This window comes from Peribacillus sp. Bi96, assembly GCF_918698115.1.
Classification (GTDB): Bacteria; Bacillota; Bacilli; order Bacillales; family DSM-1321; genus Peribacillus.
Window position 1 is genome coordinate 16,734 of record NZ_CAKKLV010000028.1, and the last position, 26,350, is coordinate 43,083.

Genomic DNA, 26,350 nt, shown 5'->3' on the forward strand with positions numbered 1-26,350 from the left:
AAACCTTTCTGCATGAGCAGAAAGGCAGGTAAAAAGATTGGCCTTCCTCTCATCTTCCAAAGTAATTAAACTTTGTGTGAATTGGCACCTTTCCAAGGAAATCTCCTTGTCGGTTGCCGGGTTTCATCGGGCACATCCCTCCACCTCTCTTGATAAGAGCTAATATATAGAATATTTTGTACATCATTAAGTTCTTTAGTATGGTGAAATTTTATCATAGATAAAAAAGGAGTGCAATGTATAATATTTCTATAATAATATGAACTTGTCTTTTCCTTAAATCGTTTTAGAAGCCAAGGAGACGATATTCGTCGCTTTTTCAATTGCCTGCTCTAAATCTTCAATTAAATCCTCAACATTTTCTATCCCAATGGATAGTCGGACTTGATCAGCACTCACACCCGCTTTCGCCAGACCTGCCTCATTCAATTGTTGATGGGTCGTACTGGCGGGATGGATGATTAAACTCTTAGCATCCCCAACATTCGCTACATGGGACCATAATTCAACCGAATTGATAAGTTTTGCTCCGGCCTCACGGTCACCTTGTATTCCGAAGGTCACAACCGCTCCAGCTCCCTTAGGCAAGTATTTATCTGCAAGGGCTTTATCCGGATGATCCTCATTAGCAGGATATGAAACCCAGGTCACAGCCGGTTGATTTCTCAAATATTGAATGACAGACTTGGTGTTCGAGATATGCTCTTTCATTCTTACATGCAGCGTTTCAAGTCCAAGCGTAAACTGAAATGCACTTTGGGCACTTAACGAAGGGCCTAAATCACGAAGTAATTGCACACGGGCTTTTGTAATAAAAGCAGCGGGTCCAACTGCCTCCGAGTACACGAGACCATCGTAGCTTGGATCAGGCTCGGTAAAGCCAGGGTAGTTTGGCGAGTTCCAGTCGAACTTCCCTCCGTCCACAATGACACCGCCTAATGTCGTTCCATTACCCAATAGCCATTTTGTAGCAGAGTGGATGACAATATCCGCTCCAAAATCAATGGGTCTGCAAAGATATGGTGTAGCGAAGGTATTATCGATAATTAAAGGTATGCCGGCATCGTGGGCGATATCCGCTACTGCTTCGATATCTAAAACCCTCAAGCTTGGATTTCCAATTGTTTCAGCAAATATGGCTTTTGTTTTTGGCGTAATCGCCCTTTTAAAATTTTCAGGGTCATCAGGGGAGACGAATTTCACTTTAATCCCATATTTAGGGAGAGTATTTTCAAAAAGATTATACGTACCACCATACAATGTAGAGGCTGAAACAATCTCATCCCCTGCACCGGCAATATTTAAGATTGACAGGGAAATGGCCGCCATTCCGCTTGCTGTTGCCAATCCGCCGATCCCGCCTTCCAATAAGGCCATTCTTTCCTCGAAAACGCTGACCGTGGGGTTATGGAGTCGAGAATAGATATAGCCATTCTCCTTTAAGCCAAATAAATTCGCTGCATGGTCGGTGTCTTTGAACAAGTATGCATTGCTTTGGTAAATAGGAACTGCACGGGCACCTGTTTCATCAGCTTGCAGACCACCATGAACACTCAATGTTTCGAAACGCAACTTTTTCTCTGACATAGGCTTTCTCCTCTTCTTCTATCGATTTAGTTGGAATTATAATAAAACCGGGAAATCCATTGAATAACAAAAAAACCACTTCCACAAGAAGAGGTTTTCATACACACCTCATCTTCCAGAGCCAACACTCTGCTGGAATTAGCACCGTATATAAATTTATACCGGTTGCCGGGCTTCGTCGGGCCAGTCCCTCCGCCACTCTTGATAAGAACTATTAAATTCAGCAGTTACTTTCTTAATTCAAAATATAGCATTTTACATTTATCCAGTCAATGAATAGTTAGAATATTCTTTGTTTTATTTAGATTTTGGCCCTTACCTATACAAAGCTAAAAAACCAACCCGTAACTGGTTGGTTTCTTAGCTAATTTCCTTAAGCAATCCATACAAATAAGGAACGGATTGAAAGGCATATATTTTTTTGTACAGCTTTCCTTCTTTGAAAAGCAATAAACAAGGGACGCTTTCAATTTCATACGATTCCGCAAATGCTTGAACATAATTCATGTTCATTTTGCCTGCCTTAAAATCCGGGAAAAGTTCCAATGAAATCGTCAGCATCTTGGAAGCCACCTGACAGGTACCACATAAAGGCGTATATAAATATAAGCAAAAGGTTTCCCCTTTTTCAACAGCAAGCTGACACTCTTCTTCTTTCCATTCCCGCATCAATTAGTCGTTCACCCTTTGACTTAAATATTTCATTTTCACATTCATATTGGCAGATAAAAGGACAGTTGCGATATGATGTTCGGGCGAGCTTTCCACTTCCTTGTACATTTTATTAATGTACAAGTGGTTCGCTTCCGGCATTTCCCTCCGGAATTGCTTCCGCAGCTTTTCTCCTGATTCATCTGCGTCAAAAAGGAGATAGACATCACGATCCATTAATTCATCAACAAATTCATCTAGCTTAGTTAATGATATGGTTCCATTCGTACATCTTATTTCCACATCTTCATTTAAAACGGAGGCAACTTTTCTTCTATCGGAACTGCCTTCTACAATGATCACTTTATCGAATTCGCCGCATTCCATGTCATCACTCCATCTCACGAATTATGTGCGCAACTGCCATAACCAAAATGAAAAAGAGAGCAGGCCATTATCTGGCCCCCTCTACTTCGCTTTACCCGTTAATCAAGCTCTCATATTCTTCAGCGCTCATCAGGTTTTCAATATCACTGCTATTTGCTGGTTCCAGCACGATCATCCATGCTTTTTCAAAAGGAGATTCATTCACATACTCAGGGTTGTCACTTAAATCATCGTTCACTTCAACAACCTTGCCACTGATTGGAGCATAAAGCTCAGAAACGGTTTTAACGGATTCAACACTTCCAAATGGCTCGTTCGCTTTCAATTCATCCCCGACCTCTGGAAGCTCGACGAAAACGATGTCCCCAAGTTCGGACTGGGCAAAAGCTGTTATTCCGATGCGGACTGTTCCATCTTCCGTTTTGACCCATTCATGTTCTTTAGTGTAACGAAGTTCTTTTGGCGTTGTCATTATTAATTCCCTCCATATGTACATCTTGTTTTATCTATTACATTATAAGGTAGAACTTTGTTTTAAGTAAGAAATTAACCAAATATTTTGTGTAATTTTAGTTCCAAGCCTGTTCGAATTGCTCTTCTTTGAAACCCACTGTCACTTTAGTGCCATCCGTTACAATCGGTCTTTTTAGCAGCATGCCATCAGTGGACAATATATCAAGCATCTCTGTTTCAGAAGCTTCTTTCAGCTTATCCTTTAACCCGAGCTCCCGATATTTTTGACCGCTAGTATTGAAAAACTTCTTCAACTCTAATCCGCTGTTTTTATAAAGTTGTTCGATTTCAGTTCGAGAAGGTGGATTTTCCGCTATATGGATCGCTTCATATTGCAGTTCATGACTATCCAACCACTTCTTCGCATTACGGCATGTGCCGCATTTTGGGTACCAATATAATGTTAATCCCATCATTTCACCACCTACCAATAGAATACCCGTTTTCACCACGCAATACAACGAAATGTCCTTTGATTTTCCAACGTGATTTCATCAAAGCAAAGGGAATGCCTATTACGGGCATTCCCTTTTAAGATTTCAATTTATTTCTTAAAGTGCGTATTTTTCCGTTTCGATAACCTTAACTGAAGCTTCACGTTTTTTCGCAATGACATTGATTGGATTGTGTCTTGTCAGCTTGCGAAGCGAAGAAAGCATGATGCGAAGAGTATCGCCTGTTTCTACGGCAATTAACGTTTCCTTTGCATGCTGCTCTATTTCATTGAAAGCTTCTTGAACGAAAATTTCAGTGTAAAGGACTTTTTGTTTGTTCTTCTCCAGCCCGGTGGCCGCAATGGCTTTTTCCGTACGTAATACCACCGATTCTGCAGCATATGCAAGAGATGCTATATCAGCAATGTTGGAGAGGATTTCTTGTTCCTGATCAAGTCTTGTTCCGTATTTCTGTGCAGCAAGACCAGCTGCCAAAATACCGATTTTCTTGGCGTTTCTAACAAGCATTTTTTCTTGTGCCAATGGCTCATCGCCAGGTTCCTCCGGCATCATCATCATTAATTCCTCTTGCAGGCCTTGAGCTTTTTGAAGAAGCGGCAATTCTCCTTTAAGTGCTTTTTTCAGGAAAGTTCCCGGGACAAGCAAGCGATTGATTTCATTTGTGCCTTCAAAAATTCGGTTAATACGGGAATCACGATAGGCTTTCTCAATTTCATATTCCTGCATGAAACCATAACCGCCATGAAGCTGCACGCCTTCGTCCGTTACGTAATCCAATACTTCAGATGCAAAGAATTTATTCAAAGAACACTCTATTGCATATTCAGCGATTGCTGCTGCCATTGATTTACCATCTTTCACTTGTTCATCCGTCAACTTGCTTTGTCTTTGATCATAAAGACCAACGGTACGGTATACTGAGCTTTCTGCTGCATAGATTTTAGAAGCCATTGTTGCAAGTTTCTCTTTTGTCAAATTAAAATCAGAAATTTTTGTTTTGAACTGTTGGCGTTGATTTGTATAAGCGGCTGTAATTTCAAGAGCGCGTTTAGATCCGCCGACTGCACCAACACCTAATTTATAACGGCCAATATTCAAGATATTGAAAGCAATGACATGCCCTTTTCCGGCTACACCCAAAAGGTTTTCAATTGGTACATGAACATCCTCCAGGATCAATGTGCGTGTAGATGAGCTCTTAATGCCCATTTTCTTCTCTTCCGCACCAGTGGATACGCCCTTATATTCACGCTCAACAATGAAGGCTGAGAATTGTTCGCCGTTGATTTTAGCGTATACACAGAAGACATCTGCAAAACCGGCATTAGTTATCCATTGTTTTTCGCCATTTAAAATATAGTGTGTTCCTTCTGCATTCAATTTCGCTGTTGTTTTTGCTCCTAAAGCATCCGATCCTGAGCTTGGCTCCGTTAAAGCATAAGCGGCAATTTTTTCACCTGTTGCCAGTAAGGGGAGGTATTTTTTCTTTTGTTCTTCATTGCCGAATAATACGATTGGCAAAGATCCGATCCCTACATGTGCACCATGCGTAATTCCGAAGCCGCCTGCAAGAGCCATTTTTTCTGTAATTAGCGCCGAACTGATTTTATCTAGACCCAATCCGCTGTATTCTTCAGGAACGTCAGCACCAAGTAAACCGATTTCACCTGCATGCTTCAGTAATTTAACAGAACGGTCGAATTCATGGTTTTCTAAATGTTCAACTTGCGGCAGAATTTCATTCACAACGAAATCTTCAGAAGTTTTGGCAATCATTTTATGCTCATCGGAATAATCCTCCGGAGTAAACACTTGATCATACGAAATATCTTCTACTAAAAAGGCTCCACCTTTAATGAGGTTATCTTTTGTTTGATTGGACATGTCATTTCCTCCTAAGTATAAATATATTAAATCTTCCGGAAGCATGTTGACAGCATCCGGAAAGGTTGTTTACGCTAGTAATTCGAATACTCCAGCAGCGCCCATTCCGCCGCCGATACACATTGTAACAACTCCGAATTGTTGGTTTCTTCGCTTCATTTCATGAAGCAGGCTTAATGTCAATTTAGCTCCGGAACACCCAAGGGGGTGGCCTAAGGCAATCGCTCCGCCATTAACATTGACAATCTCTTCATTCAATCCCAGCTCACGAATGATTTGTATGGATTGAGAAGCAAAGGCTTCGTTCAATTCAAATAAACCAATATCAGATAGCTCAAGTCCTGCTAGTTTCAAAGCTTTAGGAATGGCAGCGATTGGACCGATGCCCATAATTTCAGGTGGTACACCTGCTACAGCAAAGGAACGGAACTTACCCATCGGTTTCATCCCTAATGAAGAGGCCTTTTCCCCATCCATGACCATGACCGCGGCTGCACCATCACTCGTTTGTGATGAATTCCCTGCTGTTACGGATCCTGTAACAGAGAATGCAGGTCTTAGTTTTTTTAGCACTTCAGCAGTCGTACCTGGACGAACGCCCTCATCCTGTGTAAAAGTAAATGATTTTTCCTTTAACTTAAGATCTGGTCCCACTGAACGAAGGGTTACGTCAACCGGTACGATCTCATCCGAAAACTTTCCTTCTGCAATGGCCTTAGCCGCCTTTTGATGACTTCTAACTGAAAATGCATCTTGATCGTCACGGGAAATGCCGTATTTTTTTGCAACGGCTTCAGCAGTGTGACCCATACCCATATAATATTCCGGTGCCGTTTCCGCAAGTCTCGCGTTCGGACGTGTTACATGGCCCATCATTGGCAAAAGGCTCATGGATTCCGCTCCGCCTGCAATGACTGTATCACTTTGGCCGAGCATGATCCTTTCCGCTCCATACGCGATACTTTGCAGCCCGCTTGAACAATAACGATTAATCGTTATCGCCGGTACTGTATACGGCAACCCTGCCAATGCGCCGATATTACGCGCCATGTTCAATCCTTGCTCGGCTTCAGGCATTGCACAACCGATAATCAGGTCATCGATGGTGCCCTCATAATTCCCTGCACGCTTTAATGTTTCCTTTACAACAAGAGCCCCTAAATCATCAGGGCGTACACTAGCAAGAGAACCTTTTTTCGCTCTTCCTACCGGAGTCCTTGCTCCAGCTACTATTACCGCTTCTTTCATGAGGATCCCCCTTACTCATTTTTAAGCTATCGATCTAGTAATCTTCGTTTTGGCCATATCTTCATCTATTCATCAATTACGCAGTGGTTTCCCTTTAACAAGCATGTGCTGCATCCTTGCCTGAGATTTAGGAGTCGATATCAGTTTTAGGAACGCTTGTTTTTCAAGGTTCAAGATATACTGTTCATCTACTTCTGTACCATATGGGAGTTTTCCCCCTGCCAGGACATATGCAAGCTCTTTCGCTATGACGAGGTCATGATCAGATAAGAATCCTGAAAGGCGCATGGATTCAGCCCCTAATAGAAGTGCAGCATATCCCGTTTCACCTACGACAGGAATCTTTGTACGGGCTGGAGCGGTATAACCTTGTTCATGCATGGAAAGTACTGCCTGCTTCGCATCATATAGCTGATGATCCGCATTCACGCTTATTCCATCAGATGAATTAAGGAAATTATTCCCTCGTGCTTCCTCAGCAGAGGTCGAAACTTTTGCCATGGCGACCGTTTCAAATACTTGGTTGGCCACTTTTTGTAAATCGAAGTCGACGCCCTTTGGCATATTCTTCAATGTCTTCACGTAAAGCTCTTTTGTCCCGCCACCGCCTGGGATCAATCCTACACCTGCTTCTACAAGACCCATATATGTTTCTGTCGTTGCCTGGATGCGTGCAGCTGGAAGAGATACTTCAGCACCGCCGCCAAGTGTCATATTAAAAGGAGCCACCACTACAGGAACTGCACTGTACTTAATTTTTAGCATGGCCTTTTGGAATTGGCTGATGACCATATCCAGTTCAAAAATATTGTCATCTTGCGCTTCCATCAACATCATTGCAATATTAGCGCCTACACAGAAGTTTTTGCCTTGGTTTCCGATGACCAGGCCTTTAAAGTTCGCTTCCGCTTCATCGACTGCCGCATTGATCATTTGCATGATATCTAGGCCGATAGCATTATTGGGAGAAGTGAATTCAAGGAGAGCCACCCCATCACCGATATCTATCAAGCTGGCACCGCTGTTTTTCTTGATTACGCCTTTTTGCTTCTTGATTGCTTTAAGATTGATCACTTTAGGATTTTCGACGAGTTCTTTATATTCACCATTATCATAGTAGTGAACGATGCCACTTTCCTCTGTATAGAATGAAGTAAAGCCCTTAGCGAGCATATCCTTTACCCATTGGGGAACTGTGATTCCTTCAGTTTCCATACGTGCTACCGATTTTTCTACACCTATCGCATCCCAGGTTTCAAAAGGACCTGTGGACCAACCGAATCCCCATTTCATCGCTTGGTCGATTGCCACGATGTCATCGGCAATGTCTCCAAGCAATTGGGCAGAATACACAAGCACTGGATTCAGTACATCCCAAAGTAATTGGCCGGCACGGTCCTCGCTATAAACGAGCGCTTTCATTTTATTAGCTAAACCCTTGGCCTGTTTTGCCATTTCCATAGAAGGTGTTTTTAATTTTTTTCGAGCATCATATTCAAGCGTATCTGGATTCAGTTCAAGGATTTCCTTGCCCTTTTTCAAGAAAAACCCTTGGCCTGACTTGCTTCCAAGCCACCCATTCTTAAGCATTGCCTTCATGAAATCAGGTATTTTGAAAACTTCTTTTTCTTCACCATCGACCTGGTCATATACGTTTTTGGCAACATGTGCAAAGGTGTCCAATCCAACTACATCAAGTGTCCGGAAAGTCGCGCTGGTTGCCCTTCCGATCAATGGTCCTGTAACCGAGTCGACTTCACCTACACTGTACCCGCCTTTTTGCATCTCCCGAAGGGTGACCAACAAACCGTAAGTGCCAATGCGGTTAGCGATGAAGTTTGGTGTATCCTTGGCTTCGACGACACCTTTCCCCAGTACATCTTCGCCGAATCGTTTCATGTAATCGAGCACTTCTGTTGAAGTTGCTTTAGTCGGAATGACTTCTAACAATTTAAGATATCGCGGTGGATTGAAGAAGTGGGTTCCCAGGAAGTGCTTTTGAAAATCCTCGGAGCGTCCTTCTGCCATCGCTTCGATTGAAATTCCAGATGTATTCGATGAAATGATGCTTCCTGGTTTACGATGTTGATCAACTTGGGCAAATACACTTTGCTTAACTTCCAGTTTCTCAACGACCACTTCGATGACCCAGTCGACATCCTTTAAACGGCTTATATCATCTTCCAAGTTTCCCGCCTCGATCAACGCAAGATTTCCCTTAGCCGAAAGCGGAGCTGGTTTTTGTTTTAAAAGTTTTGTAATCGCAGTTTGGCTAATGCGGTTACGTACTTGTTTATTTTCTAATGTCAGTCCCTTTTTCTTTTCACCCTCAGTGAGTTCGCGAGGTACAATATCCAATAATAAAGTCGGAATGCCGATGTTAGCAAGATGTGCAGCAATCCCTGATCCCATAACTCCTGACCCTAGAACAGCAGCCTTTCGTATTTGTCGAACCAAGTTTAAATCCCCCTTACGCAATGTATTGAATGAATGCTCATTCATTTTTAATCCAAAAAATTTTGAATATTTTTTCTTATTACTAATATAGAATATATTTGGAAATTCCGCAATGATTAAACAGGAAAAAATATATTTTTTATCCACAGCTCCTTTGGTTATTTCTCCTCTGTTCAGTAGAAAATAACGAGCAGGAGGTGACTATAAAATGAAGCGTAAAGATAATCCTTCTAAAGCAGCTGTAAGTGCAGCAAGTGTTAAAGGCAATGCTGGCCCTGGCGGTGAACGTCAACATGGGATCAATAAAGTGAACAGCCAAAACAATCAGTTCAAAAAGTAAATGCTTAATTTGAGCAGCCGTCCCATATCCGGGCCGGCTTTCGCTCTATTTCTTGAATAGACCTTTTAAAACGAAAGCAATATTGGCCGGCCTCTCTGCAAGGCGGCGCATGAAGTATCCATACCAATCCGTACCATATGGAACATATACCCTTACCTTATATCCTTCTTTTACGAGTTCTAGCTGCTTCTCATTACGTATGCCATATAACATTTGAAATTCATATTGATCATCGGGAATTCCGTGCTCTTTGACCAATTCCCTCGTATAATCAATGATTTTATCGTCATGCGTGGCAACAGCGGTGTAATTGCCATTCAGCAAATGCTTCTTGATGATTTTCTTGAAATTTTCGTCCACATCATTTTTCTCGGAAAAAGCCACTTCCCTCGATTCCTTATAAGCTCCTTTAACAAGTCTTAGATTCGGATGGTATTCATTCAACTCCTCGATATCTTTTTCAGTCCGATACAGATATGCTTGGATGACAGTCCCCAATTCATTATATTCAGCCTTTAAGTTTTTGAATACATCCAAAGTCGGATTGCAGCGCGGAAAATCTTCCATGTCAAGTGTTACGAACACTTGATGTGCTTTGGCTTCATCCAAAATCCTCCGCATATTATTCATCACGACTCGTTCGGACAAATCCAAGCCCATCGAAGTCAATTTCAAAGATAACTGTGATTCCAGACTGTTTCTGGCAATCATGCGAATCGCTTCTATACACTGGTCTGCCATCTTCCTTGCTTCTTTTTCATCTTCAATGAATTCCCCTAAATAATCAATGGTTACAGCAAGCCCTTTCCTGTTTAAATCTGCAATGACGGCAGATGCCATTTCCAATGATTCTCCAGCCACGAAACGGGATGCCCCAAATCGTAACCCATATTTTTTCGCTGCCTTCGTCATGCTTTTATTCTTTGATAAAAAAAGAAAAAGGTTTCTTAATATTTGCTCCATCTGCATTCCCTCCAAATCATTTTTGGAAAATAGATGCACAAGATTATTTTACCATTTAATTCATTTTTCAGATATTTAGAAGCCAGAATAAAAAATTTCATGAAGGGAAAATTAAATTCGTTTAGAGAACACTTAAGGAGGTAGAATGATGGAACAGCAAAATTCGTTTAACAGCCCACAGCAGTCCACCGGTTTTATGAAACAACCGCCGGAATTGGTTTCGGTGAAAGACAGTTTATATTTAACCGATATGCTTGCATGGAATCTGAATGCGATTAAAAAAGCACACTTTTTTGCCGCGCAATGCAAGGACCCGCAAATCATCGATGCATTAAACCGATGCGGACTCATGCATCAGCGCCATTACGATACCATTCTGACTCATTTGGCACCAAACCAAAATCAGAATCAACAACAATTTCAGTAAAGGAGGGTTCTTGATGCCCAATCAAAACAAAGTCCAAAATCCAGAAACTCCTGTGCCAAAGACACCGCAAATGAATGATCGGGATTTTATAAATGATATGCTTACTACTGAAAAGTATTTCTGTAACTCCTTTTCCGTTGCCTTGCATGAAATGAGTAATCAATCGTTATTCCAAGACATCTTCTCCATCTCGAAAGAAAATCATGATATGCAGCGCGAGCTATACAATCTTATGTTCGAAAAAGGATGGTATAGTTTAGAAAGTGCACAACCGACCAGCTTAAGCCAGTCGTATCAACAATTTTCCGGATATAAAAGCCAATTCCCATATGGATCAAACATTCAATAAACATGCAAGCAGGAGCTGGATTCAGCTCCTTTTGTCTTTTTGCTACAAAGAAAGCCGGCCCGTGGTGGGCCGGCTTTGTAATTTAGATATCCGTTGAAAACATGTACTTCTTATAGTGATACCGAATGCTGAATATTAAGCCCATGGCCATCATGTTCCCCATTAACGAGCTTCCCCCATAACTGATGAATGGAAGCGGAATGCCCGTGATCGGTAAAAGGCCTACCGTCATGCCGATATTTTGAAAAACGTGAAACGTCAACATGCTTATAACGCCAACACAGATATATGTATAGAAGTTATTTTTCGTGTCCATTCCCGTTTTTGTTATGTGGTAAATCAATAGGAAAAATAAGGATATTATGATGCTTGATCCGATAAAACCAAATTCTTCACCGATGATACTGAAAATGAAATCCGAATGACTCTCAGGCAGATATACTTCCCTTGAGCCTATTCCCTTACCTGTGGTCTGACCGGAGCCGATAGCCAGTAAGGATTTAGTTAAGTGATACCCTTCGGAGCTCGCATAATTATATGGATCCAGCCAAGAATAGATACGTCCGAATTGATAGGATTTTACCCCTAAGTATTTTTCCAGAAGCTCTGGCTTCCAAAGGACAAAGTATAGGATCGTGGAAGCAACGACAATTCCCCCCGATACGATCGGCAAGAGAATCTTCCATGATACCCCTGATATGAAAACCATTCCGAGCATGATTGACATGATGACAAGCGAGGTACCTAAATCCGGCTGTTGCATGATTAACAATAGCGGGCCCCCGGTCACAAGACCGATTTTAACAAGCAGCCATAAATCCGTTTGAATCGTTTTCAGCGTGTTTTTAAGATGATGGTTCGATATGACATTTGCTAAAGCCAGAATCAGAAAAACCTTCATGAATTCCGAGGGCTGAATCGAACCAATTCCCGGAATGACGTACCAACTTCTTGCACCATTTATATTTGGTACGATGCTACTTGGCATAAGAATCAGCAATAATAACAAAAACAATCCGAATCCATAAGCATACCAAGATATTTTTTTCAACTGATCAGAATCCAGGGTGATAAAACCTAATACGATCCCAATCCCCACTATATACCAAAAAATTTGTTTAATTAAGAAGTTTTCAGCGTACTGTCCAGTCGTTTGGGCACTATAGATTGCTAAGCAACTTCCAACGCATAACAACAGCAATATTGTGACCAAAGAAAAATCTATTCGTGATGAAAATTTATTTTGTTCTTCCATACTTAACTCTCCCTTAAAAAGGCTCCTGCGATATATCTTTAAATACACTTATTCATTATACTTTAAACAAATAAAATCACAACTATATCGAAGAATAGTTTACAGGCTCCATGAAGTTATCCGCATGGAGCCTGCTGGGAGAGGAAACTATGAATGTGATTCCTTTGACTTCCTCCGTTTCAGGAATCTGCTCACCAGTCCATGGCTTGGGGAAAAGAGAAAGGCCAATCCGAATAATAAAGCGGCTGAACTTACCATGCAACCAGATATCGAGGCATCCAAAACGGTAGCTGAATAATAACCGATGAGAGAACTCAGTATTCCAACACCGATACTGACCAAAATCATCCGACTTAAACGGTCTGACAGCAGATAAGCTGTTGCAGCAGGTATGATAAGCATTCCCACCACTAAAATGGAGCCTACACTATCAAAAGAAGCCACTGTAGTCAGTGAAATGAGGCTCATCAATAAATAATGAAAGAAAAGGACAGGGATTCCCATTGCAGCCGCAAGTGATGGATCAAAGGAAACGAGTTTAAACTGTTTGAAGAAAAGGAAAATCAGTATGAGATTCAAGATCAAACAACTGCCCACAATCCACACCGCTTTTGGTCCGGCCCCGATTCCACCGATTGTCATCGTGTTCCAGGGTGTATAGGCAATTTCTCCATAAAGGACATGTTCCAGGTCAAAATCTATTTGTTGTGTATACAAGCTCACCAGTACAATCCCCGTTGCAAAAAGGGATGTGAATACAATTCCGATTGCTGCGTCAGATTGAACGCCCGACGATTGGAAAAGCTGGATTAAGAATACTGTAAGTAAGCCTAGCGCAGCTGCCCCGATCAGCATTGGAACCGAGTCACGAGTCCCGGTTATTAAAAATGCCAATACGATTCCGGGTAACACGGAATGACTGATGGCATCCCCTATCAACGTCATTTTCCTGACTATTAAAAAACACCCTAATACACTGCATGAACTCGCCACTAATGCTCCTACTAAGATAATCCAAAAATCATTCATGATGGATGGCTCCCTTTCCTTCTTTCCTGTTCGAGAGAATATTTCTTTTTCGTCGATACCCTTCTCCATACAGATGAAAGCACTCCACGTTTAGGTGCAAAAAGCATGGAAAAGAAAAACCATACCGTCGCTGATAAAACAATTAACGGTCCTGTTGGCAAATCATTGACAGTTGTACTGATTAACGTGCCGGATACACCACTCAACATTCCGAATATCCCAGAAAGGATGACCATGATATGCAGCCGCTCTGTCCAGTACCTCGCAGAAACCGCAGGCGTGATTAGTAGAGATGCCATCAATACGACACCAACGGCTTGGATACCGATCACTACAGCTGCCACGATCAGCATCATGATGAAATAATCCAGAAAAACGACCGGCAGTCCCATCCCCTTGGCAAAACCAGGGTCAAAGGACAGTAGCTTGAATTCTTTAAAAAACACGGTACAAGTGAAAATGAGTATAAAGGAAACCGTCATCATCATATATACATCGGACATGACCATTGACGCCGTCTGGCCGAATAGAAAGGTATCCAACCCACTCTGGTTTCCATACTCGCTCTGCTGGATTTGCGTAAGCATGACAATTCCGAAACCAAAGAAGGAAGATAAAACAATTCCCAAGGCCGCATCCTGCTTGATCTTACTGTATCTCGTGAGCACACTGATCAAGAAAACAGCCACTAAACCTGCTAGTGCCGCACCAATCAAAAAGAAGGAAGTGGATTTCACCCCTGTTAATATAAAAGCGACGCAGATTCCGGGTAACGCTGCATGTGCGAGCGTGTCTCCAAGCAAAGACTGCTTTCTGAGGTAGGCAAAACTGCCGATGACTCCACTGCTTAATCCGAGGAACATCGTCCCAAGCAAAATCCACCTTGTATTAGGATCTGTAATAATATCCAGTATGTTCATCGTGTACACCTCATTTTAATAAAAGGCCGGACTTCGTGTCTGATAGTATCGCCAGGCGGCCTCCGTAAGTTTCCTGTAAGTATTCAGGAATGAAAACTTCTTCTGTCGGACCTATTTTCATCACCTTTTTATTCAGTAACATCGTCCAGTCAAAATATTCCTTTACAGTCGATAGATCATGGTGCACAACAAGAACGGTTTTGCCTTTTCCCTTCAATTCCATCAGCAATTGTATGATTGCTTTCTCGGTTGCTGCATCTACCCCTACGAACGGTTCATCCATAAAATAAATATCCGCTTCCTGGGCCAATGCACGAGCCAGGAAAATCCGTTGCTGCTGTCCGCCCGAGAGCTGGCTGATCTGGCGGTTAGCGTATTCAACCATCCCCACTTTATCCAGGCACTCCATCGCCTTCTGCCTTTCAGCCTTCCCTGGTCGCTTCAGCCATCCGAGGTGACCATATCTACCCATCATCACTACATCTAGCGCGTTGGTTGGAAAATCCCAATCTACTGATTCCCGCTGTGGTACATAGCCAATACTCTTCCTCATCGATTTATAAGTAGATCCCTTTATTGTGATTTCTCCCGATATTTTTGGAATCAATTCGAGTATTCCCTTTATCAAGGTCGATTTCCCTGCTCCATTGGGGCCTATAATACCGATTAAATTTCCTTCCGGCACCTCAAATGAGACATCTTCAACAACCGGTTTCTTATGATATGCAATCGTTAAATTCTCGACCTTCAAAGCTGCTTGATCCATCTTTTTTCCTCCCCTTATTTCAAAGCATGGACGATGGTTTCTGTATTATGACGGACCATACCGATATATGTTCCTTCTTCCGTCCCTTTTTCACCCATCGCATCCGAGAATAATTCACCGCCGATTTTCACTTTGTGCCCTTGCTTCCCAGCTCCTTGAATGACAGCCTCGATAGCCTTCCTTGGCACGCTGGACTCTATGAAAATCGCTTTTATTTTGTTCTCCACAAGGTAATTCCGCATATCCGTCACATCTTTTGATCCATATTCCGATAATGTATTGATCCCTTGAAGCCCTCTTACGTCCAAACCATAGGACTGACCGTAGTATCCAAAAGCGTCATGTGCTGTAACTAGCACCCGTTGGTCTTCTGGTATTTTATTTATTTCATCTTGAACATATTTATCAAGTTCCTCCAACTGCTGAACATACTCTTCATAATTATCAAGAAACTCTGCTTCATGATCTGGATCATTGGCAATCAACTCTTTCTTCACTGACTCCGCCGCAACCATCCAGAGCTTTACATCAAACCATACATGGGGATCATGTTCCGTTGCACTCACTTTACGGAGTTGTTCCTCCTTGAAGTCCTCCGTTACGGCAATCGTCGGTTTATCCTTGCTCATCATTTCAAAGATATCCGTCATTTTCCCCTCTAGATGGACCCCGTTATAAAAAATCATATCTGCCGAATCCAGTGTCTTCACATCGCCCTGTGTCGCTTTATAAAGATGGGGATCCACTCCGGGTCCCATTAAACTGGTGACCTCGACATGTTTACCGCCAATATTCTCAACCAAGTCCCCTATCATTCCTGTCGTAGCAACTACGTTCAACTTGCCATTGTCCTTATCCTGTTTGGTCGTGTCATTGCCGCACCCCGTTAAAATCAGCATTGCAGCAAGAACGCCCCCAATAGATTTTAGAAAACCCATCATATTCCCTCCCCTTTTTCGTTACCCTAAAAATGTTTACCGTATGCAAATTTAAGTGTAAATTTTTTTACATTGTCGTAAATGCTAAAAAGTTTCCTCTGTACAACTTATTTTATACTATACACAATTATACGAAATAAGTGCAACTCTTTTTTAACATTTCAAAAAGGCCAATGTCTTTTACACACAGCAAAAACTGTCTGGAATCTCTACTAGGGAGCTTCCAGACAGTCAGTCATTTCTATAGGTACATGAAACGTAACGATGAAGTTATATTTATATTGTGGAGTTGTTATGGTGAATATAAACTAGGGAAGCTTTTTTCTAATGTTTATGATGGGACGACATGAAATTCACGAGTAAATGCGCGGTTTTCACGAGTAAAGCGCTAAAACTCACGAGTAAATGTCTGCATTTCACGAGTAAAGCGCTAAAACTCACGAGTAATCGCGGATTCCAAGGGGGATATTTTCATAGTAGTATCAAGCTTGTACTGCTCCATCATTTTTCCGGCTTCAAAGATATTGCCAAGTACGCCAATCCCAATTCGATACCGCAAAGTACAATCAGGCTGATTAAAGTTTGGACCATCTTGATTTCCTCCTCCTCTAAGACTTAAACCAATCTTAAAGGATGAAACCCATACCAGAACAAGACCCTTTCTGTAAAAATCTTCAGTAGCCTTATTCTGCTCTCTTGCTCTGAAATGGGTTTCATACGGTACAATATAAAAAAAGAAAAAACGGTGATCCCATGACAAATATTAAAGAAATCGCTCAATTTGCAGGTGTATCTGTCTCAACAGTGTCTCGCGTATTGAATAATCATCCATATGTAAGCCCTGATAAAAGAGAGAGCGTTTTACAAGCCATCGATCGCTTGAATTACTCAAGAAACATCAATGCCATACATCTTTCGAAGGGCAAAACGAACCTTATCGGCATTATCATCCCTTTCACCAATCACCCCTATTACGGGGCAATCGTGCACGGAATTACTAAGCAGGCTAACGCAATAGGCTGCCATATAGTCATCTTTGAAACCCATTATGAAAGAGAGAAAGAAATTCAAGCCTTGAACATGCTGCAAATGAAGCAACTTGATGGCATTATCGTTTGTTCAAGAATTTCGGAAATGAAAGTCCTATTGGAATATCAAAAATACGGTCCGATTATTTTATGTGAAGATACAGCCCAGGCTGAATTATCGTCGATCAGCATAGATCATTATGCAGCCTTTTCCTGTGCCCTTGAATACGTGATTGCTAAAGGATATAAGAAGATTGGTTACAGTCTCGGCCGTAAAAAGAGCAGGAACAGTTTTCTTCGAACAAAGGCCTTTAATGATATCATGAGAAATCATCAACTTATAAACAATAAAGAATGGCAGTTTGAAGGCAGTTATCACATCAAAGACGGTGAACAATTGTTTCAGGAGTGGAATTCGATGATGGATAAACCGGAAGCCATCATCATCACTAATGATGACACGGCTGCAGGATTCATTCTTACTGCTAAGAAATCGGGAATAACAGTTCCAAACGATGTCGCCATCCTCGGCTTCAATAATGATAGCCTTAGTGAGATGCTCGACATCACGACCATTTCCTTGCCGCTGGAATGGATCGGTAAAATGGCAGTGGATCTATTTGAGAATCCTGAAGTAATCAAACATGTGAAGCTGGACTACGCCCTTATAAAAAGAAAGAGCGTTTAATGTTATTTTTGTATGTCGCAATTTGATTATTTCCTTTTGCCAACCCTTCTAGAACAAGGAAAAAATAACCACATAAAATAATGATTGCGATATCTATTAGAATATTTTATAATTTTGATATAGTAAACTTTACTCAATTACTAGCAATCAATTAATGATTTCAGGAATATCTTGAGTAAGATCGTACGACGTCAACAATGCTGGCGCGACGATTTAAGAAAATTGAATACTTCCTCATTTACCGATGAGTTAGAGGCTGCAGCTTATAAAAGTAAAACGGACGAGATTCTGGAAAATTCAAGACTCCGTTTGAAAGGATAAGTTGCCGAAGTTTGGGTATATTCCATGTATATCCTTGCTGGCGGTGTTACCGAACAGGAACATCACTGTCACGTTTTTCTAAAAACGTGGGGAGCTATCTTCGGAAGGATAAACGGGTTTATTATAAACAGCCGTCGATCTTTTTCGACTGCTGTTTTTTTATATTTCGTTCCCTTCCAATAAAAAGGAGTGTAACATCAATTGTCAAATTCAGAAAAAGCATCAAGCCCTACTGAATTGAAAAGGAGCCTGAAAGCGCGGCACTTAATGATGATTTCATTGGGTGGAACGATTGGAACAGGTTTATTTTTAGCAAGTGGCGGTGCGATTCATTCGGCCGGACCTGGCGGTGCCTTGGTGGCATACGCGGTCATCGGCATCATGGTTTATTATTTAATGACAAGTCTCGCAGAAATGGCATCGTTCATGCCGGTGGCCGGTTCATTCCGTGTTTATGCTTCCAAATTCGTCGACCCGTCTTTCGGTTTTGCGATTGGATGGAACTACTGGTATAACTGGGCAATCACCATTGCCGCCGAATTGGCAGCCGTTGTCTTAATTATGAAGTTCTGGTTTCCTGATAGTCCTTCCTTTATCTGGAGTGGTATCGCGTTAATCATTATGTTTCTTATTAATTATATGTCCGTTAAAGGTTTTGGCGAGGCCGAGTTCTGGTTTGCTATGATCAAAGTCGTGACAGTCGTCATTTTCTTGATCACTGGGGTTCTGATCATTCTCGGAATCATGGGTGGGAATGACCCAATTGGTTTTTCAAATTTCACTATGGGTGATGGCCCCTTTAACGGTGGTTTCTTCACGATCTTAGGCGTTTTCATGGCTGCCGGTTTCTCGTTCCAAGGAACGGAATTGCTTGGAGTGACGGCTGGTGAAAGCGAAGATCCAGAAAAAAATATCCCAAAGGCGATCAGATCCGTTTTCTGGCGCATCATTTTATTCTATATCCTTGCCATTTTTGTAATTGGTATGATCATTCCGTTTACTGATTCACGTTTATTGAGTCAAGATGTTGCCGTCAGTCCATTTACGCTCGTATTTGAACGTGCTGGCCTTGCATTTGCAGCATCCATCATGAACGCGATCATTTTATCATCCGTACTCTCTGCCGGTAACTCTGGCATGTACGCTTCAACTCGTATGCTCTGGGACTTGGCACGTGATGGGAAAGCGCCAAAATTCCTTGGAAAGTTAGATAAAAGAGGAGTACCCGTGAATGCACTTATCGTGACTTCTTTAGTTGGCTGCGTTGCATTCTCAGCTTCATTTTTCGGAGATGGTGTCGTTTATATCTGGTTATTGAATGCTTCAGGTATGGCTGGATTCGTAACATGGGTCGGGATAGCGCTTGCCCACTATCGGTTCCGCAAAGCCTACGCAGCTCAAGGCCTTGATTTGAATGCTTTACCATACAGGGCCAAAGGCTTCCCATTCGGGCCTATATTCGCACTTGTTCTATGTATTATCATTATCATTGGGCAAGGCTATCAGGCTTTCAGCAGCAACGGGATCGACTGGAATTCAATGTTCGTTTCCTACATTGGCTTGGTTCTATTCTTCGTCCTATGGTTCGGCTATAAAATTAAGCACAAAACGAAAATCATTCCCCTTGAGGAATGTGATCTTAAATCAAAATAGTACGTAAAAAGGACATGGTCTCCTCAAATGAAGGAGACCATGTCCTTTTTTCATTTCAAATGATAAACACGACATTCATATGGACTCAGAGGTTTGATGGAGATCCCCTCTCCCTCCTGTTCATAATTGCCGATCAGCCTTGTACTAGAATAGGAATGTAGCTCTTCTGGCAAAGAAAAGGAGGCATGCTCCTCTTTAAAGTTGCATAGCACCAGCAGCTTTTCATCATCAAGCGTTCTCGTATAGGCAAATATTCGTTCATCATCGGGCAAGAGCAGTTCAAAACGGCCGTAAACGATGATTTCATGCTGTTTGCGTAATTGGATAAGACGTTTATAAAAATGAAAAATGGAATTCTGATCATTGTAGGCTCTTTCTGCATTAATCTCGGGAAAATTCGGATTAACCTTAATCCAAGGAATCCCTTTCGTGAATCCTGCATTCCGGGAGTCATTCCACTGCATCGGTGTCCTAGCATTATCCCGGCTGCGAGCATGGACGGCTGACATCATCCGCTCTTTTGACCAGCCATGTGTATTGACGAGTTCGTCATATGAATTCAGCGTTTCGATATCCCGGTATTCATCCATGCTTTCAAATGCAACATTGGTCATGCCCAGCTCTTCCCCTTGATATATATATGGTGTCCCTTGAAGCATATGAAGACAAGCGGCAAGCATCTTTGCGCTTTCAATACGGTACTTTCCATCATTCCCAAACCTTGAGACAATCCGGGGCTGATCATGGTTGTTCCAGTATAAACTGTTCCAGCCATTGCCCTCTAAACCAGTTTGCCACTTGGATAGAATACGCTTTAAATCGCTTAGCTTCCACTTATCGTTACTCCATTTCCCTGCTGGTCCGCCCCCCAAATCCATATGTTCGAATTGAAAGACCATATGTAGCTCATTACGATCTTTTCCTGTGAACAATTGCGCTTCCTCCGGGGTGACGCCTGGCATTTCCCCAACGGTAATCACGTCATATCCAGATAGGACCCGATGATTGATTTCCTGTAAAAACTCATGTATACGCGGGCCATTCAGGAAAAAAGGACTTCCATCGCCATACTTCTTCTCATGATGAACGGTTCCATCTGAATAGCTCTGATCTTTTGAGAGGAAGTTGATGACATCCATCCGAAAACCATCGACACCTTTATCCAACCACCAGGTCATCATGCTGTAGATTTCTTCACGAAGCTTAGGGTTCTCCCAGTTTAAATCCGGCTGTTTCTTGCTGAATAGATGTAAATAAAATTCATCCGTTCCTTCATCATATCCCCATGCCGAACCTTTAAAAATGGACTCCCAATTATTTGGCTCGGCTCCATTCTTCCCAGGTTTCCAAATATAAAAATCACGCTTTGGATTATCTTTTGAGGATCGGGATTCCATGAACCAAGAATGTTCATCCGAGGAATGATTGACCACAAGATCCATTATGATTTTCATTCCTCGTTCATGCACGGCCTTCAGCAACAATTCAAAATCAGTCATGGTTCCGAATTCTGTCATGATTGATTGATAGTCACTGATATCATACCCATTATCATCATTAGGAGATTGATAAACAGGTGAGAGCCATAACACATTCACACCCAACTCCTGTAAATAATCTAGTTTCATCAATATTCCATTTAAATCCCCTATCCCATCTCCATTACTATCCATAAAACTCCGGGGGTACACTTGATACACAACTGCCTCTTTCCACCATGTTTTGTACATGCCTTTCCTCCCTTCTTTAAACGCATTGACATTTACACCAATACCCCTATTATAAAGAGGAAAACTTCAGAATATTCTTCTTTTATTCCGCTATTCCCGTTTGAATCATTTCAATATCCAGATCCACTTCAATTGGAATATGAGGATATGCTATCTCCCAATGTTTTAGATTGAAATCCCTTGTTTTACTTTTAGCCATATCACCAAGTGCAATCGGATCTATATTGTTATCCTGAAACATAGTTACCATCTCATTTAATTTTTCACCCATGACATGTTCTGCTTTAGCTTCAATTTTTTTCACGTCAACCGGATTGCCCAAGTCATAACCTTGAACCTCTAGCAGATTCGCTTTTAAATTCACTTCAATCCTGACCTTCGGATTTTGATTTGCATTCGAAATATCATAATGGACTTTTGATTCCACGTTATTGATTTCTGTATATTCATTTTCCTTCCATTTAATCTCATAGCTCCCCAGCTTAAAGTTTTCACTAAGGACCTTGAATAAAAATCCATCCTCATAAGGAATGTATTTACCAATATACCTGTCCCTTTTAAACAGGGCGATTCCTTTTACCCGTATTCGCTCTTCCGCTGTTTCCAATAGCGGCAAGACCGGATCAATTCCTTTACCATGACATGCATATAAATACCTGTGCAAATCTACATCAGGTAAATTAGTCCTGATATTCTGTTCGATCAACTCTTTCACTTGAACCCCTGGAGTTTTAATTAATTTCAGTTCCATTTTAACTAAATCCTCCGCTTTTCCATGGACGATCGCTAAATACAAATCCCGTCCCACCATTGGGTCCCGCCTATATGTATCGACGTAATCATTCAAACCTTTTCTTGCCAATTCTTCGCCATAAAGAATGACTGTCAGTCTCCCGCCGACAATTGGAAATGGTGTTTTTGCATTTTCTTGCTGACGAGCTGCCTTTACATCATGGGTGATCGCTTCATATACTTCCTTACCCAGACTTTCCTCACCAGGCTGAGGAACGCTGACAACAACCGTACCTTTAATTTTATTACTGCCGGCATCATCATAACCAACGATTTCAGCAATTAAAACATCTTCTAATATTTGCTTTTCCACCCCGCAAGCCGTCATTAAGAAGCAACCTAATGTAATCAAGAGCAAATGGAATTTCATGGTTTATGACCCCTTACTTTATAAACGATCGACTGCCATATGAATAAAAGAGGAATGTACAAATAAATGATATAAAAACCTATTTGAGAAAAGAGTGTGTTAAACCTATCGATCTTATTGCGGTTATCTAAGAAAAAACAGGACACTAAAATGACAAGCAGGATGAAAACTAGCATCTTCCTCTGTCTAACCCCGAATACCCTTTTTGCTGTTCTGCTCGCTGCCCATATCCCTAGGCAAACATTCGGGAGAACCATGAACATCCATACGGAAACCCCTATGTATTCGAACCTTTCAATGAATGGAAGGTCTACAATTTTCCATAACGTCAAAGTTGCCCAAATTACATCCTTCAGCTGTTCCTGATGATAGTAGGCTAATGAAACAATAATGGTTACTAAGTAAATCAGCATTGTACACACCACCCCTAATTGGGCCCACTTTTGAGAGTGTTCACGCCTTTTTATGAATGGATAATAAATCAGGATCAATTCAAAACCAAGATAGTTCAGGGTCATCTTCTTACAAGCCTTCATGATTTCCAAAAAAGAATGATCAAGAAAGGGACCCAAGTTTTCGAAGTGGGCATGCTTAAGTGGGAAATAATTCAAAAGAAATAACGGCGATCCGATAATAAGTCCGATTATACAAAAGCCAGTAATGACCCTGAACCCTCCCACAACATAGCTATACACGAGAATAAGAATGATGGTTAATAGCATGAGAACATTAACACTAGGGAACATCCAAACCTGAATGACTTCTAAATAAGTCCTGATAATAATGATGGAAATCAAGATAAAGTAGAGGATGAACAAAATATTGAAACCATTTCCTACCCATTTACCAAACAAATCTTGATGGATGGCGATCAAATCAAGCGTTTGTGGACCCCTGCCTAAAATTTTGTAACACATCCACAGAAGAATATTTATGATTAATCCTGAAATTATGACGGATATCCAGGCATCTTGCCCAGCTTCTTTCGCTATGACCCGTTCAAATCCCAATATCCCTACTCCAATCTGCATACCGGGCATGAGGAAAAAAACTAAAAAGGGAGAAATTAATTTCGTTTCATTTGGTTTCACTTCCATACTACTCACCGCTTTCTACGTCTTATTCATCAATATCACTTTGAGAGTTTTGAGTTTTTGCCTTCTTTCTTATCCTTATTCGATCTTCCGTCCGCAGAAATTGTGGGCGTTTTATCTGCTTTGAAAAAGGCAGGCGAATTAAACTATCTTTAAAGTCAGGTAACCTTAACGGGTAAAGAGGTTCTAAATATGGACTGCCAAGCGACGTCAATTTCAATAAATGACTTAAAATGAATGCACTGCATAAAGCCAATCCAAACAGTCCGTATAATTGAGCTGCAAATAGAAAAGGGAAGCGGATCAGACGAATCGTATTACTGATTTGGTAAATCGGCAACGTAAATGAAGCAAGGGCAGCCAAAGCGACAAGCATCAATAGGACATTACTGACAAATCCTGCTTCAACAGCGGCTGAACCAATGACGATACCCCCAACAATACCGATGGTGGAGCCAACCTTAGCAGGAAGCCTTACCGCCGCTTCCCTCAGTAATTCAATAGTTCCTTCAAGAACGATTGCTTCCAAGATCGGTGGAAAAGGGATCACTCCCCTGGAGGATATCAAAATGGGCAACAAATCTGTCGGGATCACCTGATAATGATAGGTTAAAACGGCAACATACAGAGGCGAAGATAAAATGGAAAAGAGGACGGCGAAAAGACGAATCAAACGAAATGAAGTACCAAGATTCCAAATTTGAAAATAATCTTCAAATGACGAAAAAAACGAAATGATGGTGTTGGGGCCAATTAATGCATGTGGCGACCCATCAAGCATTATCCCTATTTTCCCTTCCGATAATACACTGGCCAAATGGTCAGGACGTTCAGTATCAATGAGCTGCGGAAACATCGAATTTCGATTATCCGTGATCATCTGGCCTACAAACGAAATATCGACGATCGTATCATAATCTATATCATCTATTCTTTGCATGACTGTATCAATGAGCTGCTGATTAACAATGCCATCTATATAAAGAACGACTAACCTTGTTTGTGAGATGCTCCCTACCCGAAATTCCTTGGACTGCAATTCAGGAATGGGCAGCCGATTACGAATTAGATTCAAATTCGTATCAAGCGATTCAACAAAGGCTTCCTTAGGGCCAGCGACCGTATATTCCGACTCAGGTATGGATGTTTGCCTTTTCACACTTTGACCGCATGGAATCAGCAAACACTTTCCATCAGATTTTTTGTATCGGATCATGATCGAACCCGCCAAAACCAACCTTTTAATGACGCTTATATCCGTTGTCTCTTTTATATCTTCCATTGGAATATCGTCTTTTAATTGTTGTAGATCCTTTTTTGGTTGATTAGAGATGACCGCCAATACTTGTTCGTGGAGCTGTTGCGCACTAACCAGTGATTTAAAGTAGGAAATGGTATACCCATCTTCATTCGGGAATTGGAAGGTAAGAAAATCATTGGATGCTTCAAACCTTTTAAGCAGTTCAAAAAAATCCTTAGAATTATCCTGAAAAGCTGTTGCATCCGTTTCCTCTTTGCCCTTAAAAAACTTCATTACTCCACCTCCTATTCCCTGTCCTTTTGTTTTTTAGCTTACCCAATTATTGTAACCACCCTCTATAAAGTTAGTCATGAATGCCGATATCCATAAGACCGATCCGATTGTGTTACCCATGGTTATTTCATTCCTTAAAACAGGAAAAGACCTATCCGGAGTTAGGAATAAATCCTCGGATAGGTCTTTGTTTTTCATTCATTTAATTTTTCACCTTTTACCTTGAGCTTGGAAAAATGCGTGTTACAAGCTCACGGAACTCATCAACGAATCCTGCAACGGGTTTTCCATTCTGAATGTCATTCACATATCCATTCATTCTTTGAACAAAGTCAGGGTTAGTCGACACATACACTTTGTCTACAGATGGGTCGGCTCCCCTTACTGCATCAGCTACTCTTTTTTTCAGGTCATCCGAGATATCCTTATCGTTATCTGCATCGTCATTTAATACAGCACCTACATATGCATGATGGTCAGTCACAATGACTTTGGCGCTCTTTATATCCTTCAAGGCTTCGACGCGATTTGAGATATCATCAGATACCCTCATATCGTTTACGCCATTATCATTATTTTGATTATCATTTATATTTTGCCTTGTGTCGCTAACCTTCATCGGATTATCATAATTATTCTGATTAGTACGATTCAGACCAAGATTCTCACTGGCACCTTCCTTATTATTCGTAGCACAACCAGTAATCAGTAGAAGCATCATCGCACTTGATACTATCGCTTTGTAATTCATTTTTTCACTCCTCTCAAATTGTTTAACATTACTATTTGCAAGGAGTGGGTTGATTATTCACAAGAAATGACCTTCAGACTGATAATTCCTACCAAAACCAACGAACACTAAACCACTTGAATCCATCCAATTACAGGAAAAGCCCAAAAGGTCATGAAGCATAACCTCCTGGGCTTTTTCCCTCCGTTTTATACATTACTGTTGGACCATTCCTGTTAAT

General features: G+C 41.4%; 24 protein-coding genes and 3 riboswitches. Of the genes, 5 read left to right on the forward strand and 19 right to left on the reverse strand.

Going from position 1 to position 26,350, the window contains the following annotated elements; translation table 11 throughout:
* Positions 1-46 precede the first annotated feature (46 nt).
* Positions 47-159: riboswitch (SAM riboswitch) on the reverse strand.
* Positions 160-276: 117 nt separating this feature from the next.
* From LQ203_RS23605 to LQ203_RS23640, 8 genes are all read right to left on the reverse strand, one after another.
* The gene (locus tag LQ203_RS23605) at positions 277-1,587 is read right to left on the reverse strand and encodes an O-acetylhomoserine aminocarboxypropyltransferase/cysteine synthase family protein (RefSeq protein ID WP_230161891.1); all 1,311 of its coding nucleotides are present in this window, start codon (positions 1,585-1,587) and stop codon (positions 277-279) included.
* 105 nt (positions 1,588-1,692) lie between these two features.
* Positions 1,693-1,798, reverse strand: a riboswitch (SAM riboswitch).
* 149 nt (positions 1,799-1,947) lie between these two features.
* Positions 1,948-2,256, reverse strand: a complete 309-nt coding sequence (locus LQ203_RS23610) for a thioredoxin family protein (RefSeq protein ID WP_230161965.1) — start codon at positions 2,254-2,256, stop codon at positions 1,948-1,950.
* Between the two features lie 3 nt (positions 2,257-2,259).
* Positions 2,260-2,625 carry a toprim domain-containing protein gene (locus LQ203_RS23615; RefSeq protein WP_230161893.1) on the reverse strand — a complete coding sequence of 122 codons (366 nt, stop codon included), beginning with the start codon at positions 2,623-2,625 and terminating at the stop codon, positions 2,260-2,262.
* 91 nt (positions 2,626-2,716) lie between these two features.
* Positions 2,717-3,097: a glycine cleavage system protein GcvH gene (gene gcvH / locus LQ203_RS23620; protein WP_230161895.1), complete on the reverse strand. Its 381-nt coding sequence runs from the start codon at positions 3,095-3,097 to the stop codon at positions 2,717-2,719.
* Positions 3,098-3,194: 97 nt separating this feature from the next.
* Entirely contained in the window at positions 3,195-3,551 is a 357-nt protein-coding gene (locus tag LQ203_RS23625; protein WP_230161898.1) for an arsenate reductase family protein, read from the reverse strand.
* 138 nt (positions 3,552-3,689) lie between these two features.
* Complete coding sequence (locus LQ203_RS23630) at positions 3,690-5,477, reverse strand: acyl-CoA dehydrogenase family protein (protein WP_230161900.1); 1,788 nt, start codon at positions 5,475-5,477, stop codon at positions 3,690-3,692.
* A gap of 69 nt (positions 5,478-5,546) precedes the next feature.
* Positions 5,547-6,725 carry an acetyl-CoA C-acetyltransferase gene (locus tag LQ203_RS23635; protein WP_137023769.1) on the reverse strand — a complete coding sequence of 393 codons (1,179 nt, stop codon included), beginning with the start codon at positions 6,723-6,725 and terminating at the stop codon, positions 5,547-5,549.
* 72 nt (positions 6,726-6,797) lie between these two features.
* Complete coding sequence (locus LQ203_RS23640; protein ID WP_230161903.1) at positions 6,798-9,182, reverse strand: 3-hydroxyacyl-CoA dehydrogenase/enoyl-CoA hydratase family protein; 2,385 nt, start codon at positions 9,180-9,182, stop codon at positions 6,798-6,800.
* A gap of 208 nt (positions 9,183-9,390) precedes the next feature.
* On the opposite strand from LQ203_RS23640, the gene LQ203_RS23645 reads away from it, so the two are divergent.
* Positions 9,391-9,522 (forward strand): YuzL family protein, encoded by a 132-nt coding sequence (locus tag LQ203_RS23645; RefSeq protein ID WP_083232278.1) that lies wholly within the window; start codon positions 9,391-9,393, stop codon positions 9,520-9,522.
* A 45-nt stretch (positions 9,523-9,567) separates the two neighbouring features.
* On the opposite strand, the gene LQ203_RS23650 is transcribed toward LQ203_RS23645, so the two are convergent.
* A complete protein-coding gene (locus LQ203_RS23650; protein ID WP_230161905.1) occupies positions 9,568-10,485 on the reverse strand; it encodes a proline dehydrogenase in 918 nt (305 codons plus the stop codon).
* 148 nt (positions 10,486-10,633) lie between these two features.
* On the opposite strand from LQ203_RS23650, the gene LQ203_RS23655 reads away from it, so the two are divergent.
* Together LQ203_RS23655 and LQ203_RS23660 are read left to right on the forward strand one after the other, a co-directional pair.
* Positions 10,634-10,912 (forward strand): hypothetical protein, encoded by a 279-nt coding sequence (locus LQ203_RS23655; protein WP_230161907.1) that lies wholly within the window; start codon positions 10,634-10,636, stop codon positions 10,910-10,912.
* Between the two features lie 13 nt (positions 10,913-10,925).
* Entirely contained in the window at positions 10,926-11,261 is a 336-nt protein-coding gene (locus LQ203_RS23660; protein WP_230161909.1) for a spore coat protein, read from the forward strand.
* An 82-nt stretch (positions 11,262-11,343) separates the two neighbouring features.
* Here LQ203_RS23660 and LQ203_RS23665 read toward each other — a convergent pair whose 3' ends face one another.
* From LQ203_RS23665 to LQ203_RS23685, 5 genes are all read right to left on the reverse strand, one after another.
* A complete protein-coding gene (locus LQ203_RS23665) occupies positions 11,344-12,516 on the reverse strand; it encodes an FtsW/RodA/SpoVE family cell cycle protein (protein WP_230161911.1) in 1,173 nt (390 codons plus the stop codon).
* A 147-nt stretch (positions 12,517-12,663) separates the two neighbouring features.
* Positions 12,664-13,545, reverse strand: a complete 882-nt coding sequence (locus tag LQ203_RS23670) for a metal ABC transporter permease (protein WP_290370639.1) — start codon at positions 13,543-13,545, stop codon at positions 12,664-12,666.
* Positions 13,542-14,465 carry a metal ABC transporter permease gene (locus LQ203_RS23675; protein ID WP_230161913.1) on the reverse strand — a complete coding sequence of 308 codons (924 nt, stop codon included), beginning with the start codon at positions 14,463-14,465 and terminating at the stop codon, positions 13,542-13,544. The genes LQ203_RS23670 and LQ203_RS23675 overlap by 4 nt, the downstream gene beginning before the upstream one ends.
* Before the next feature lie 10 nt (positions 14,466-14,475).
* Positions 14,476-15,231 carry a metal ABC transporter ATP-binding protein gene (locus LQ203_RS23680; RefSeq protein WP_230161915.1) on the reverse strand — a complete coding sequence of 252 codons (756 nt, stop codon included), beginning with the start codon at positions 15,229-15,231 and terminating at the stop codon, positions 14,476-14,478.
* A gap of 14 nt (positions 15,232-15,245) precedes the next feature.
* A complete protein-coding gene (locus LQ203_RS23685; RefSeq protein WP_230161917.1) occupies positions 15,246-16,169 on the reverse strand; it encodes a zinc ABC transporter substrate-binding protein in 924 nt (307 codons plus the stop codon).
* Positions 16,170-16,922: 753 nt separating this feature from the next.
* Between LQ203_RS23685 and LQ203_RS23690 the strand changes: the two genes are divergently transcribed.
* Both LQ203_RS23690 and LQ203_RS23695 read left to right on the forward strand, forming a co-directional pair.
* Positions 16,923-17,885 carry a LacI family DNA-binding transcriptional regulator gene (locus tag LQ203_RS23690; RefSeq protein ID WP_230161919.1) on the forward strand — a complete coding sequence of 321 codons (963 nt, stop codon included), beginning with the start codon at positions 16,923-16,925 and terminating at the stop codon, positions 17,883-17,885.
* Positions 17,886-18,127: 242 nt separating this feature from the next.
* A riboswitch (Lysine riboswitch) is annotated at positions 18,128-18,311 on the forward strand.
* A gap of 96 nt (positions 18,312-18,407) precedes the next feature.
* Entirely contained in the window at positions 18,408-19,859 is a 1,452-nt protein-coding gene (locus tag LQ203_RS23695) for an amino acid permease (protein WP_230161921.1), read from the forward strand.
* Positions 19,860-19,909: 50 nt separating this feature from the next.
* Here the strand turns inward: LQ203_RS23695 and LQ203_RS23700 are convergent, their stop codons facing one another.
* The 5 genes from LQ203_RS23700 to LQ203_RS23720 all read right to left on the reverse strand — a co-directional run bounded on the left by LQ203_RS23700 (position 19,910) and on the right by LQ203_RS23720 (position 26,130).
* A complete protein-coding gene (locus LQ203_RS23700) occupies positions 19,910-21,589 on the reverse strand; it encodes an alpha-glucosidase (protein ID WP_230161923.1) in 1,680 nt (559 codons plus the stop codon).
* An 82-nt stretch (positions 21,590-21,671) separates the two neighbouring features.
* Positions 21,672-22,751, reverse strand: a complete 1,080-nt coding sequence (locus tag LQ203_RS23705) for a Ger(x)C family spore germination protein (RefSeq protein WP_230161925.1) — start codon at positions 22,749-22,751, stop codon at positions 21,672-21,674.
* Positions 22,748-23,848 (reverse strand): GerAB/ArcD/ProY family transporter, encoded by a 1,101-nt coding sequence (locus LQ203_RS23710; protein WP_230161928.1) that lies wholly within the window; start codon positions 23,846-23,848, stop codon positions 22,748-22,750. The genes LQ203_RS23705 and LQ203_RS23710 overlap by 4 nt, the downstream gene beginning before the upstream one ends.
* Before the next feature lie 22 nt (positions 23,849-23,870).
* A complete protein-coding gene (locus tag LQ203_RS23715) occupies positions 23,871-25,379 on the reverse strand; it encodes a spore germination protein (protein ID WP_230161930.1) in 1,509 nt (502 codons plus the stop codon).
* 217 nt (positions 25,380-25,596) lie between these two features.
* Positions 25,597-26,130 (reverse strand): YhcN/YlaJ family sporulation lipoprotein, encoded by a 534-nt coding sequence (locus LQ203_RS23720; RefSeq protein ID WP_230161932.1) that lies wholly within the window; start codon positions 26,128-26,130, stop codon positions 25,597-25,599.
* Between the last annotated feature and the right edge of the window lie 220 nt (positions 26,131-26,350).

What these genes read in the sequence shown, in the direction of transcription:
- LQ203_RS23650 (WP_230161905.1), bottom strand. Translation starts at nt 10,485, where the DNA reads ATGGAGCAAATATTAAGAAACCTTTTTCTTTTTTTATCAAAGAATAAA.
- LQ203_RS23665 (WP_230161911.1), bottom strand. Translation starts at nt 12,516, where the DNA reads ATGGAAGAACAAAATAAATTTTCATCACGAATAGATTTTTCTTTGGTC.
- LQ203_RS23720 (WP_230161932.1), bottom strand. Translation starts at nt 26,130, where the DNA reads ATGAATTACAAAGCGATAGTATCAAGTGCGATGATGCTTCTACTGATT.
- LQ203_RS23685 (WP_230161917.1), bottom strand. Translation starts at nt 16,169, where the DNA reads ATGGGTTTTCTAAAATCTATTGGGGGCGTTCTTGCTGCAATGCTGATT.
- gcvH (WP_230161895.1), bottom strand. Translation starts at nt 3,097, where the DNA reads ATGACAACGCCAAAAGAACTTCGTTACACTAAAGAACATGAATGGGTC.
- LQ203_RS23660 (WP_230161909.1), top strand. Translation starts at nt 10,926, where the DNA reads ATGCCCAATCAAAACAAAGTCCAAAATCCAGAAACTCCTGTGCCAAAG.
- LQ203_RS23700 (WP_230161923.1), bottom strand. Translation starts at nt 21,589, where the DNA reads ATGTACAAAACATGGTGGAAAGAGGCAGTTGTGTATCAAGTGTACCCC.
- LQ203_RS23705 (WP_230161925.1), bottom strand. Translation starts at nt 22,751, where the DNA reads ATGAAATTCCATTTGCTCTTGATTACATTAGGTTGCTTCTTAATGACG.
- LQ203_RS23670 (WP_290370639.1), bottom strand. Translation starts at nt 13,545, where the DNA reads ATGAATGATTTTTGGATTATCTTAGTAGGAGCATTAGTGGCGAGTTCA.
- LQ203_RS23655 (WP_230161907.1), top strand. Translation starts at nt 10,634, where the DNA reads ATGGAACAGCAAAATTCGTTTAACAGCCCACAGCAGTCCACCGGTTTT.
- LQ203_RS23645 (WP_083232278.1), top strand. Translation starts at nt 9,391, where the DNA reads ATGAAGCGTAAAGATAATCCTTCTAAAGCAGCTGTAAGTGCAGCAAGT.
- LQ203_RS23635 (WP_137023769.1), bottom strand. Translation starts at nt 6,725, where the DNA reads ATGAAAGAAGCGGTAATAGTAGCTGGAGCAAGGACTCCGGTAGGAAGA.
- LQ203_RS23630 (WP_230161900.1), bottom strand. Translation starts at nt 5,477, where the DNA reads ATGTCCAATCAAACAAAAGATAACCTCATTAAAGGTGGAGCCTTTTTA.
- LQ203_RS23690 (WP_230161919.1), top strand. Translation starts at nt 16,923, where the DNA reads ATGACAAATATTAAAGAAATCGCTCAATTTGCAGGTGTATCTGTCTCA.
- LQ203_RS23610 (WP_230161965.1), bottom strand. Translation starts at nt 2,256, where the DNA reads ATGCGGGAATGGAAAGAAGAAGAGTGTCAGCTTGCTGTTGAAAAAGGG.
- LQ203_RS23675 (WP_230161913.1), bottom strand. Translation starts at nt 14,465, where the DNA reads ATGAACATACTGGATATTATTACAGATCCTAATACAAGGTGGATTTTG.
- LQ203_RS23680 (WP_230161915.1), bottom strand. Translation starts at nt 15,231, where the DNA reads ATGGATCAAGCAGCTTTGAAGGTCGAGAATTTAACGATTGCATATCAT.
- LQ203_RS23710 (WP_230161928.1), bottom strand. Translation starts at nt 23,848, where the DNA reads ATGGAAGTGAAACCAAATGAAACGAAATTAATTTCTCCCTTTTTAGTT.
- LQ203_RS23615 (WP_230161893.1), bottom strand. Translation starts at nt 2,625, where the DNA reads ATGGAATGCGGCGAATTCGATAAAGTGATCATTGTAGAAGGCAGTTCC.
- LQ203_RS23605 (WP_230161891.1), bottom strand. Translation starts at nt 1,587, where the DNA reads ATGTCAGAGAAAAAGTTGCGTTTCGAAACATTGAGTGTTCATGGTGGT.
- LQ203_RS23625 (WP_230161898.1), bottom strand. Translation starts at nt 3,551, where the DNA reads ATGGGATTAACATTATATTGGTACCCAAAATGCGGCACATGCCGTAAT.
- LQ203_RS23715 (WP_230161930.1), bottom strand. Translation starts at nt 25,379, where the DNA reads ATGAAGTTTTTTAAGGGCAAAGAGGAAACGGATGCAACAGCTTTTCAG.